The sequence below is a fragment of the Aeromonas sp. HMWF014 genome (assembly GCF_963878295.1).
In the GTDB taxonomy this organism is placed as follows: domain Bacteria; phylum Pseudomonadota; class Gammaproteobacteria; order Enterobacterales; family Aeromonadaceae; genus Aeromonas; species Aeromonas popoffii.
Genome location: NZ_CAWNYS010000010.1, coordinates 429 through 11,676, shown reverse-complemented (window position 1 = coordinate 11,676; position 11,248 = coordinate 429). Strand labels below are relative to the sequence as shown.

At 59.5% G+C, this 11,248-nt stretch carries 9 protein-coding genes; 6 read left to right on the top strand and 3 right to left on the bottom strand.

The window, feature by feature from the left end; all coding sequences use genetic code 11:
* Both AAC083_RS00245 and AAC083_RS00240 read left to right on the top strand, forming a co-directional pair.
* The coding region (locus AAC083_RS00245) for a lipopolysaccharide kinase InaA family protein (protein WP_308811030.1) at positions 1–333 on the top strand (333 nt) is incomplete at its 5' end.
* Positions 334–568: 235 nt separating this feature from the next.
* On the top strand, positions 569–1,216 hold the full coding sequence (locus AAC083_RS00240) for a thiopurine S-methyltransferase (protein WP_108537788.1): 648 nt from the start codon (positions 569–571) through the stop codon (positions 1,214–1,216).
* A 303-nt stretch (positions 1,217–1,519) separates the two neighbouring features.
* Here AAC083_RS00240 and AAC083_RS00235 read toward each other — a convergent pair whose 3' ends face one another.
* On the bottom strand, positions 1,520–4,288 hold the full coding sequence (locus AAC083_RS00235; RefSeq protein WP_108537787.1) for an insulinase family protein: 2,769 nt from the start codon (positions 4,286–4,288) through the stop codon (positions 1,520–1,522).
* A 162-nt stretch (positions 4,289–4,450) separates the two neighbouring features.
* Here AAC083_RS00235 and sixA point away from each other — a divergent pair, with 162 nt between their 5' ends.
* The 3 genes from sixA (at position 4,451) to AAC083_RS00220 (ending at position 6,387) form a co-directional block, all read left to right on the top strand.
* A complete protein-coding gene (sixA, locus tag AAC083_RS00230; protein WP_108537786.1) occupies positions 4,451–4,918 on the top strand; it encodes a phosphohistidine phosphatase SixA in 468 nt (155 codons plus the stop codon).
* A 133-nt stretch (positions 4,919–5,051) separates the two neighbouring features.
* Positions 5,052–5,258, top strand: a complete 207-nt coding sequence (locus AAC083_RS00225) for a DUF1107 domain-containing protein (protein WP_042037401.1) — start codon at positions 5,052–5,054, stop codon at positions 5,256–5,258.
* A gap of 208 nt (positions 5,259–5,466) precedes the next feature.
* Positions 5,467–6,387: a DMT family transporter gene (locus AAC083_RS00220; RefSeq protein WP_108537785.1), complete on the top strand. Its 921-nt coding sequence runs from the start codon at positions 5,467–5,469 to the stop codon at positions 6,385–6,387.
* A 48-nt stretch (positions 6,388–6,435) separates the two neighbouring features.
* On the opposite strand, the gene AAC083_RS00215 is transcribed toward AAC083_RS00220, so the two are convergent.
* Entirely contained in the window at positions 6,436–8,052 is a 1,617-nt protein-coding gene (locus AAC083_RS00215) for a peptide ABC transporter substrate-binding protein (RefSeq protein ID WP_108537784.1), read from the bottom strand.
* 384 nt (positions 8,053–8,436) lie between these two features.
* Between AAC083_RS00215 and fbp the strand changes: the two genes are divergently transcribed.
* Positions 8,437–9,471 (top strand): class 1 fructose-bisphosphatase, encoded by a 1,035-nt coding sequence (gene fbp, locus AAC083_RS00210; RefSeq protein ID WP_042037404.1) that lies wholly within the window; start codon positions 8,437–8,439, stop codon positions 9,469–9,471.
* Between the two features lie 100 nt (positions 9,472–9,571).
* Here fbp and mfd read toward each other — a convergent pair.
* Positions 9,572–11,248, bottom strand: a 1,677-nt coding sequence (gene mfd, locus AAC083_RS00205) for a transcription-repair coupling factor (protein ID WP_258224838.1), incomplete at its 5' end; no start/stop codon positions are given.

Genomic DNA, 11,248 nt, shown 5'->3' with positions numbered 1-11,248 from the left:
CATCTGCACCGTGCGGGCATCATGCACGGGGATCTCTACGGCCACAATATCCTCTTTGCCCGTGAGCCTGGCGCCCCGGCCCACGCCCTGCTCGGGGATTTTGGCGCGGCCTCTTTGTATGACAGCAACAACCGCGAGCGGGCGCTGGGCCTTGAGCGGCTCGAGGTGCGCGCCTTTGGCTGCCTGCTGGAGGAGCTGCTTGCGCGCTGTGAGGCAGAGTCATCACAGCTCGACGAGCTGCATCGGCTGAGCGCGGCTTGCCTCTGTGACTCGCCCGCCGAGCGCCCTGATTTTGCCCATATCGAAAGGGTGCTGGCAGCGGCGCGTGGGTGATCTGTTGGCCGATGTTGTGCGCCCACTCACATGTTGTCATCTGTTGAACGGCCTGACCCATGACCTTGTTACACAGGATCTGGGCCACCTTGTTGCCACAAACGTGTCAAAAATAGGGGGTATCGCCGTGTATCGCGTTGTCATCGTCTGTCTGACAAAAAGGGCAGGGGAAGGGTTGCGCGGTGCCGGTTAAGTTGTGATATTGAGGCATCTTTAGCACAGAAGGGTAATAACGATGGAAGCGGCGTTTTGGCATCAGCGTTGGGAAGAGAACCGGATTGGCTTTCATCAGGCGGATTTCAATCGCTGGCTGCAATCCTGGTGGTCTGCCCAGCAACAGGAAGAACCCGTGCTGGTGCCCCTGTGCGGCAAATCCCGCGACATGCTCTGGCTCAATGGCCTGGGGCACCCCATCGATGGCTTCGAGCTCTCTGCGCTCGCCATCGAACAGTTTTTCAGTGAAAACCAGCTCACCGATACCCTCGGCGAGCTGGGCCCCTATCAGTGTCATCAGCACGGCTCCCTGCGCATCCATCAGGGGGACTTTTTTGCCGCCCCCGAGCTGGGGCGTCGTTACCGGCTGGCCTATGACAGGGCGGCCCTGATCGCCTTGCCGACGGACATGCGCCGCCAGTATGCGGAGCTGATGAGCCGCCTGATGGAAGCCGGTGGCCAGATCCTGCTGGTGACCCTGGAGTATCAGCCGGAGCAGCAGCGGCAGCCGCCCTTCTCGGTGGGGGAGATGGAAGTGCGCACCCTGTTCGAGCGCGATTTTCGAGTGGAGGTGTTGGGCCGGGCAGCAGAGGTGGACCACCCCAGGGTGCTCTCCGGTCAGCTCTCCTATTTCGATGAAGTGGCCTATCGCCTGATCCGCCGGGGCTGAAAGTGTGATCCCGCTCGACAAAGCCGCAGGTCACGGACTCTTTGCTACCTCCTTTGACATAGATCAACGTGGCAAGGGAGTGGCGTGCCTATGATGAGCCTGTTTCTCAATCACTGTTGATATTGGCAGGTGCGCTCTGGTTTGAACCATCCGGTCCACCATCAACACAGTGTCTGATTTTCACGCTCATGTTCACTTTTGGCGGCTTTGGTCGCAATTGATTATGGTTTTTCCAGCCGACCCCCAGGGGTCGGCTTTTTATTGGGCGGGATTGGCTGATGGGCGAGAATGTCTCTATCAGGCCTAGCAGGTGCTGGCATTGAGCCGGAACGCCTTGGGATCATCGATAAACTGACCTGTGATGCGCTCGTCGTGCTCGTGGCCCTGGCCATAGCTGCAGAGGATCAGCCGATCCGAGGTGCGTGAGCGCAGCTGTATGATGAAGCGCACCAGATCGGCGCGGCTCAGCATGCCCACCTCATCGCACACCCTTTCGCGCTGATCAAAGCCCAGATCCTTGTTGCCTATGCTGACCCAGAGCCGTTGGCCGCGACTGCGCAGGTTGGCATCCCGCTCGCTCAGCTGGGCCTGCAGTCCCGCCTTGCTCTCTTGCCACTGCTGCTCGGTGAATTCGAGCATGGCCAGGGGAAAGAGGTCGATAAACTCCTCTACGGCATCGAGCAGGATCTGCGGCCCTGCCACCGGGGACTGGATATAAAAGATAAGGCCGGGGTGGCGGTTGAGGGGCAGGTTGCCGGCACCCACCACGTAGCCGAGCTGCTGGCGGGTGCGCAGCTCGTGGAAGAAGCTGGATGACATGATGTGGTTGGCCAGGGCGAAGCAGGCAAGATCCCGCGCCCGGGTGGTGCGGGACTGGTAGTAGACCAGCAGCGCCGAATCTTCGTGTTCACAACCCTGCTCGCGGATCAGAGTGCCTCTGTCCTGAATGGAGATCAGCGGGCGGCGGGTCTCGGCACTGGGCTGGCTGTTGGCACCGAGATGGCGTTCCAGCAGGGCGGCCAGTTCGAGTGCCTCGGCGGCGTCCCAGTCACCGTGTACCAGGGCTTCGATGTGCACCTCGCCAAACAGCTGGGCGACAAACGCCGGCATCTCGCCAAGCTCCACGGTGCGCAGATGGCGCAGCAACTGCTCGAACGGCGGGTTGTTCGGCTGCAGCAAACTGGTGAGCTGGTTGAACAGCTGGGCGATGGGGCGAGCCTTGGACTGGTTGTCCCAGTTGCGGATGAGCTGCTCCTTGATCTCGGCGAAGCGGCCCGGATCCGGATAGCCCAGGGTGCGGTTGCCGAGGATCATGTCGAGCAGCAGCGGCTGTTTGTCGGCAAAGCCGCTCAGGTTGATGGTAAAGCCGCCCTGGTGGGCATAAATCTGGTAGCCCAGCCCTGCCAGCTCTGCCGGGTAGGTGAGGGCGTTGAGGTGATCGGTGAGTAGCTCCACCGCCAGCCGCGTCATGGCGATGTGGCGCGGGCTTTTGACCGCGTGCTCACTGTCGATGGAGATGTAGAGATTGCCCTTGGGCACGCTGAACTGATGTTCGTGCAGATGCCAGAGCCGAAACCCTGGCCTGTCGATGAGGCAGGCGGGCATGTCGGCCTGCAGCGCCGGCTGGCGCGGATCGAGCCGGCTGCTGATAAAGGGATTGGGCAAGGGCAGGGCGAGGGACGGATCAGGTTTGCTCTGTTGCCAATGGATCTTCTCCGCCTCCGTGATGACGTCGACGCCATAGGGGGTCTGATACCAGCGTGCGAGGCGATCTGTGGTCAGCTCCGGCGCCGAGATGGTCATGCGCAGGTTGTGTGGGGTGAGCTTGGCGAGCAGGTGGCGGATCAGCGCCTCGTCGTATTCGCGCATCATGTAGTCGCCGTAGAGCAGGTCTTCGGCTTTGTAGCTAAAGAGGTTGAGCACCAGCCCGGAGACGGTGTCGAGTGCCCGGCCCCGCTCCTGGAAGCGGAATGCCGACTCGAGCACGGTGCGCTTCTCTTCGTAGCGCCAGCTTTCCACCCCGCCGTGTTCGATGAGCTTCAGATAGCCGAACAGGGCGGCCACTATCTCGTTGACGTGTTCGAGCCCAAGCGGCGTAAGGCCGAAGCTCACCCCGAAATCCTTGAAGTTGGCACCGCTGATCCCCCCCCCGGCGGAGAGCTGGTTGACCCAGCCTTTCGCTTTCAGCAGGGAGAGCAGGCTGCCATCCCCTTCATAACCGATGAGGTGGCTCAGGAAGGTGAGGGGTTTTTTGTCATAAAACTCGTCGACGTTGGGCAGCGGGAAGGTCAGCGCCAGCTTGCGGGTCTCCTTGACCGGATTGATGCGGATGCGGATGCCGAGATCGTCGAGGCGATAGAGGGGGTGCGTCAGGGGCGGTATTCCCAAATTGCGATTCAAAATGGGAGCGAAAAAGCGATCGCACCACGCAATCTGGGTCCCGATGGATTCAGGCGAGATCATCACCAGCGCCATGCGATCTGCGCTGTAGTGAGATTCGTAGAACCGGATGAGATCGGCACGCAGATCCCGACCGGGCAGATCGGCCAGGGTATCCAGGTTGCCGACCGAGAATTTGGAGAAGGGGTGGGCCGGGTTGACCGTCTCTTTATGTACTTGGTAGCTGCGGCGCACATCGTCCTGCAGCTTGAGACGGTACTCGGAGTCGACTGCGTTGCGCTCCTTGTCCACCCATTCGGGGGTGAAGGTGGGGCAGATGAAGAACTGGGAAAAACGGTCGAGCCCGGTCTCGAAGAAGCCGTTGTCTATCTCGAAAAAGAAGTTGGTGAACTCGGTGCCGGTCCAGGCGTTGTTGCTGCCGCCATGACGACTCATAAATTGCTGGTACTCACCCGGCTTGGGATAAGTTCGGGTGCCCAGGAACAGCATGTGCTCCAGGAAATGAGCCATCCCCTGTCGATCGGCCGGATCGTCGAAATGACCTGTGTTGACGGCCAGGGAAGCGGCTGACTTGTCGGTATCGGGATCGCAGATCAACAAGACCCTGAGCCGGTTTGCCAGCTCCAGATAGTGGTACTGCCGGTGGTCATTAGGACTGGCATATGGGCTCATTGGGGCGTGACTCATGTTGGATTTATTTGAATTTAAACATGATTATCGACCCCGCTATCCAGTGAGGCAAACCCTTTTCTGAGAGGTAGCGCAATTGTTTCCCCCGGCATGGCGGGGTAAGATCCCCCCGCTATCAAAACAGGCCCCTTGGGCGAGGTTGTAATGAAAATCTACATCATGCGTCATGGCCAGGCTGGCATGAATGCGAAAACAGATGAACAGCGTCCACTGACCGAGCAGGGCATTAAAGAGTCCATCCACATGGCAAGTTGGCTGGCGCCCCAGCTGGATGGCGAACTGGGTTTGGTTGTTCACAGCAATTATCTGCGTGCCAGACAAACCTGGCAGAGCATATGCAATCAATTACCCAAGGCCGCCAGGGTCGAGGAGAGCAGCGAGATCACCCCCTATGGCGACCCGGCGTTTGTCGCGAGCTATCTCACTGCGCTGGCGGCAACACATGACAATATTTTGATGGTCAGCCACCTGCCGCTGGTGGGGTATCTGGTGCACAGCCTCTGTCCTGCGGCGGGTGCGCCCATGTTTGCCACCTCGGGTCTGGCCTGTATCGAGTGGCAAGATGACAAGGGGGTCTTGCTCTGGTTGGAAGGACCACATACAATACGCTAAAAGTTAATAAAAAGTTATAAGTTGGTTTTTTGGGGAAGAGAGTCGCGATTTTTCCGGATGTTTATATAGATTTTACGGAATTATTTCGCAGAAGCTGCTGTCATACGGATACAACTGCAAGAGGTTGCAAACGATGAGAGTGTTCAAGAAGTACCTGCCACTGATGGTGGCAAAACATGTCAAAACCTTCTTCAAGGGACGGATCTATATCCACGGCAGGGGGCGTTTTGATTTCCAGTCAGGCTTGCTGATGATGCCAACGCCAGCTGACATCCCCCACCGCCAGACCGTGGTCGAGGTCAACGCCATGATCTCCAGACTGCACATGGATGCGGCGTGATTGCTTCACCATTCCATCCCGTCGCTTCATGCCCGCCCCCGTGCGGGCATGATTGTTTTTGGCTCTGATCTGCCCACATTGGCTCTGTTCGATTCCGTTTCAAACCAGCCTGCCTTGACAAGGCCGGCCGGTACTTGCTAATCCTGCTTGCCTCTCTATACTCCCGACTCCCGCCGGGAATACCCGCTCGTTTTTTCTGGATATAGTGATGCCCTTTGCCTTCTTGTTTCCCTTCTCCTGCATGGCCATCTGGGCCGGCAATGGCATTGTCAGCAAGCTGGCGGTCGGGGTGCTCTCACCGGCGGCGTTGGCCTGGTCGCGATGGATGGTGGCAGCCATCATTTTGACGCCTTTCCTCGCGCACCGGGCCTGGCGGGATCGCGCCAAGCTGCGGGCCGGCTTCTATCACCTGGCGGCGTTGGCCCTGCTCGGCATGGTGCTGAACCAGACCTTCGGCTACTACGCGGCGCAAACCCTGGGGGCGACCGAGATAGGCCTGATGATGGGGCTGACTCCGTTGATCACTGTGCTGCTCAGCATCTGGCTGCTGCGTGAGCGTCCGACCTGGGGCGCTCTGCTCGGTGGCGCCATCTCCATTCTGGGGCTGGCCATCTTGCTGGGGCAGGGGGATCCCTCCCGTTTGATCACCCGGGGCATTCACATCGGATCCGTCTATATGCTGCTGTCGGCGGCGACTTATGCGCTTTACAGCGTGCTGCTCAAGAAGTGGGATCTGGGGCTGGACAACTGGTCCATGCTCTATGGCCAGGTGCTGTGCAGCCTGCTGTTTCTCACCCCGTTTTACCTGTTGGTGGACGGGCAGTGGCCAGATGGCCGCGCGCTCTGGCTCATCCTCTACGCCGGTATCCCTACCTCGGCTTTGTCACCCTGGCTCTGGATGCAGGGCATAGCCCTGCTGGGGGCGAGTCGTACCGCCATCTTCATGAACCTGTTGCCCGTGATGACGGCGGCGCTGGCCATCAGCTGGCTGGGGGAAAAGCTGACCAGCTATCACCTGATAGGGGGCGGCATGACGTTGCTCGGGGTCTTGCTGGCGCAACTGCTGGTCAGGCCCGTGGTACTGCGTCGTCGTGCCAGAGGGGCGCTGGCGAGCTGTCGGGAAGATTGAAAAAAAGACCGCCTTCGAGGCGGTCTTTCTGTTCAGGGGGTGAGGGCGTCACTGCGCGGTGAGATAGAGGTCTTTCGAGTAGACCACGTCTTGCGGGTTCTGATAGGGATAGCCCTTGATACTGGGCTTGAGCAGCCGTGACTTGACGTAGAAGTAGACGGGGGCGATGGGAGCCTCGTCATCGATCAGTGCCTCGGCCTGCTGATAGAGCTGGTTGCGCTCGGCCGGATCCTTGGAGTCATGGGCCTTGGCCAGCAGGGCATCATACTGCTTGTTGAACCACTTGCCGCTGTTGGCGCTGCTGCTGGAGGTCATGATGTCGAGGAAGGTCGAAGCATCGTTGTAATCCCCGTTCCAGGAGTAGCGGCTGACGCCGAAATCCCCCTCATTGAGCGCGGACACCATGGTTTTCCACTCCATGTTGTTGAGCTTGGCGCTGACTCCCAGGTTGTGCTTCCACATGGAGGAGATGGCCAACGCTATCTTCTTGTGGCTCTCGTTGGTGTTATAGAGGATATCCACATCCAGCGGCTTGTCCGGGCCGTAGCCCGCCTCGCTCAGCAGCGCTTTCGCCTGTTTGATGCGCTCCTCCTTGCTCAGCAACTGGCTGACTGGGCGCTTGAGCTCGAAGCCGTCCACGCTCGGCGGGGTCAGGCTGAAAGCGGAGAGTTGACCTTGCCCCAGGATCTTCTCGGTGATGGTGTCCCTGTCGATGGCAAGCGACAGCGCCTTGCGCACTTTCGGGTCGTCGAACGGTTTGCGCTGGGTGTTGAACACATAGTAATAGGTGGCGAGCATGGGCGCGTTGACCAGCTCTTCAGGGCTCTTGCTCTTGAGCTGTTTGTATTGCTCCAGCGGATAGGTGGTGTAGTGCAGTTCACCGGCGCGATAGCGGTTGTAGGCGGCGGTATCCGAGACTATCTCAAGATAGAGCACCTTGTTGAGCACTGTGTTCTGGTTATCCCAGTAGAGGGGATTGCGCTCGGCGATGAGCCGCTCGTTGGGGGTCCACTCCTTGAGCACAAAGGCGCCGTTGGAGACGATGTTGCCTGGCTTGACCCACCCATGCCCGAACTTCTCTATGGTCGCCTTCGGCGCCGGGAAGGTGGTGTAGTGAGAGAGGGTTTTGAGGAAGAAGGGCACCGGGTTCGTTAATGTGATCTGCAGGGTATGAGCATCGATCGCCTTGATGCCCAGCGTATCCGGACTCTGCTTGCCCTGTACCACCTCACTGGCGTTGGTGACGCCGGTCAGCTCGATGAACCAGGCATAGTTGGAGGCATTCTTGGGATCCGCCGCCCGCTGCCAGCCATAGACATAATCGGCCGCCGTTACCGGCTCGCCGTTGGACCATTTGGCATCGGGTCTCAGCTTGAAGGTGTAGACGGTGCCCGTGCTGTCGAGCTCGTAGCCAAGGGCGCCGGCAGGTTGCAGTTTACCCTTGCCATCCAGGGTGTAGAGCCCCTCGAACAGGTCGTTGACGATATCGCTGCCCGCGCTCTCTTCTACCATCTGGGGATCGATGGAGGCGGGTTCCGTATTGATGTTGCGAATGAAGGTTTGCTGCTCCGCAGGCAGCAGCTGGGTACCGGCAGGTACCTGGGCCGCCATGATGGGGAGTGCGAACAGGGCAGCAACCGTGCCGGCAATGAGAGTCCTTTTCATTGAATATCCTTATGTTTTTTTGCTTCCAACGCCTGGCCAGTGTGCGGGATCGATCTGGAGATCTCAAGAGGAGGGCACTGACCTTGCCGTCAGCTACCCAGATAGGGGGGCCAAGTGGGCCGTTGCACCCACCATGGCGGCCTGTTCGTGACTTTGCATCACGAATTAACATGGTGAAAGTTACCGATTGACACCGGTTTAAGCGTGTTTTTGTGGGGTCTGGAGGGCCATGATGCGCATTTATTCAGCGGCTTAATTCGCTGCAAAAACAAAAAACAAACGTTACATTAGGTTACAAAACAAGGCTGCCGAGGATCGGCACTTTTTTTGTCGATGCGTGCAAACGTTTTCAAAGCCAACGGAAACGATCTTAAAGGAACAATAATGCGAAACATGATCACCATGGGCGAGTTCATCGTCAAAAAACAGGCGGATTATCCCACCGCGACCGGGGAGTTGACCTCGTTGCTCAGTTCCATCCGTCTGGCCGCCAAAGTGGTGAACCGGGAGATCAACAAGGCGGGGCTGGCAGATATCATTGGCTCCATGGGCGCTGAGAACGTGCAGGGCGAGGTACAGCAGAAGCTGGATGTGTACGCCAACGAGCGTTTCAAGGCGGCGCTGGAGGCGCGCGGCGAAGTGTGTGGCATGGCGTCTGAAGAGGAGGAGGATTTCGTCTCCTTCGATTCCGAGCTCTCCCGTCACTCCAAATACGTGGTGCTGATCGATCCCCTCGACGGCTCGTCCAACATCGATGTCAACGTCTCGGTCGGTACCATCTTCTCCATCTACCGCCGCGTCAGCACGTCCGGTGCCGGTGTCACCCTGGAAGACTTCCTGCAGCCGGGCAACCGTCAGGTCGCTGCCGGTTACGTGGTCTACGGCTCCTCCACCATGCTGGTCTACACCACCGGCTTTGGTGTCAACGGCTTTACCTACGACCCGTCCATTGGCTGCTTCTGCCTCTCCCACGAGAACATCCGCATCCCGGAGGAGGGCAAAATTTACTCCATCAACGAGGGCAACTACATCAAGTTCCCGGACGGGGTGAAGAAGTACCTCAAATATTGCCAGGAGCGGGACGAGGCGACCCACAGACCCTACACCTCCCGTTACATCGGCTCTCTGGTCTCCGATTTCCATCGCAATCTGCTCAAGGGCGGCATTTACATCTATCCGTCCGGTACCAACTCCCCGAACGGCAAGCTGCGCCTGCTCTATGAGTGCAATCCCATGGCGTTTTTGGTGGAGCAGGCCGGTGGTAAGGCCTCAGACGGATTTGGCCGCATCATGGACATCCAGCCCACCGCACTGCATCAGCGCACCCCTTACTTCGTCGGTTCCACCAAGATGGTGGAGCGGGCCGAGGCCTTCATGCGCGAATTCTCCTCCCACGAGGATCCGGCCAACCAGGGCTGATAGTACCCTGCTGACAGATAGCAAATAAAAAACGGGAGCCGATTTGGCTCCCGTTTTAGTTGGCTTCATTCGCTGGACTATCTGCCAGCAAGGCTCGCCCTCACAGACTGTTGTTGGCCAGATCCGCCAGCAAGCCATCCACCAGTTTGAGACGCATGGCGCGCTCCTGGGTCGGTACTTGGAAACGCAGCCGGGTTGGCCCGTCCATCTTGTAGACCCGGGGCTGGCTGGAGAGCAGCTTGACCAGATAGCCAGGGTTGACGCGGGTCTCCTGGGTGAAGTCCAGGTAACCGCCGCGCTCGCTCATCTCCACCCGGCGAATGCCCAGCGCAGTGGCGCGCTGGCGGAAGGCGGCCAGCTCCAGCAGGGTTTTGGTTGCTTCCGGCAGCAGGCCGAAGCGGTCTATCAGCTCTACTTTCAACTCGCGCAGCTCCTGCTCGTCGGCCGCGCTGGCGATGCGTTTGTATATGGAGAGACGCATATTGACGTCCGGTATGTAGTCGTCCGGCAAGAGCGCTGGCAGGCGCAGCTCCACTTCGGTGTGCTGGTTCATCAGCTGCTCCAGCGACGGCTCCTTGCCATTTTTCAGCGCCTCGACCGCCTGCTCCAGCATCTCCATGTAAAGGGTGAAGCCGACCGATTCGATCTGGCCGCTCTGATCGTCGCCCAGCAGCTCGCCGGCACCCCGGATCTCCAGATCGTGGGTCGCCAGCGCAAAGCCGGCGCCAAGATCCTCGAGCGAGGCGATGGCTTCAAGCCGCTTGACCGCATCCTTGCTCATCAGCTTGGGATGGGGGGTGAGCAGGTAGGCATAGGCCTGGTGGTGGGAGCGGCCAACCCGGCCCCGTAACTGGTGCAACTGGGCCAGCCCCAGATGATCGGCGCGGTCCATGATGATGGTGTTGGCACTCGGCACGTCTATGCCGGTCTCTATGATGGTGGTGCAGACCAGCAGGCTAAAGCGCTGGTGGTAGAAGTCCGACATGACACGCTCAAGATCGCGTTCGCGCATCTGACCGTGGGCGATGCCGATGCGCGCCTCGGGCACCAGCTCGGCGAGATCGCTGGCGCATTTTTCGATGCTCTCCACGTCGTTGTGCAGGTAGTAGACCTGGCCGCCGTGCTTGAGTTCACGCAGCACCGCCTCGCGGGTGACCGCGGGCTCCTGCTGGCGCACGAAGGTCTTGATGGCGAGCCGTTTGGCGGGCGGGGTGGCGATGATGGAGAGATCCCGCATGCCAGCCATCGCCATGTTGAGGGTGCGCGGGATCGGCGTCGCTGTGAGGGTCAGGATATCCACGTCGGCCCGCAGCGCCTTGATCTTCTCCTTCTGGCGTACCCCGAATCTGTGCTCTTCATCGACCACCAGCAGCCCCAGATCCTTGAAGGTGAGCTCTGAGCCCAAGAGCTTGTGGGTGCCGATGATGATGTCCACTTTGCCCTCGCGCAGCTCTTTCATGACGGCATTCTGCTCCTTGGCGGAGCGGAAGCGGCTCAGCACCTCGACCCGCACCGGCCAGTTGGCGAAGCGATCACGGAAGTTGTCGTAGTGCTGCTGGGCCAGCAAGGTGGTCGGCACCAGCACCGCCACCTGCTTGCCGCCATGGACCGCCACGAAGGCGGCGCGCATCGCCACCTCGGTCTTGCCAAAGCCCACGTCGCCGCACACCAGCCGATCCATGCTCTTGGCCTGACACATGTCCCCCAACACAGCGTTGATGGCATTGAGCTGATCTTCTGTCTCCTCGAACGGGAAACCGGCGGCAAACTGGCGGTA

Excerpts from the sequence above, each read along its gene's own strand:
- AAC083_RS00225 (WP_042037401.1), top strand. The coding sequence starts at position 5,052 with ATGAGAGTGTTCAAGAAGTACCTGCCACTGATGGTGGCAAAACATGTC.
- AAC083_RS00220 (WP_108537785.1), top strand. The coding sequence starts at position 5,467 with ATGCCCTTTGCCTTCTTGTTTCCCTTCTCCTGCATGGCCATCTGGGCC.
- AAC083_RS00240 (WP_108537788.1), top strand. The coding sequence starts at position 569 with ATGGAAGCGGCGTTTTGGCATCAGCGTTGGGAAGAGAACCGGATTGGC.
- AAC083_RS00235 (WP_108537787.1), bottom strand. The coding sequence starts at position 4,288 with ATGAGCCCATATGCCAGTCCTAATGACCACCGGCAGTACCACTATCTG.
- fbp (WP_042037404.1), top strand. The coding sequence starts at position 8,437 with ATGCGAAACATGATCACCATGGGCGAGTTCATCGTCAAAAAACAGGCG.
- AAC083_RS00215 (WP_108537784.1), bottom strand. The coding sequence starts at position 8,052 with ATGAAAAGGACTCTCATTGCCGGCACGGTTGCTGCCCTGTTCGCACTC.
- sixA (WP_108537786.1), top strand. The coding sequence starts at position 4,451 with ATGAAAATCTACATCATGCGTCATGGCCAGGCTGGCATGAATGCGAAA.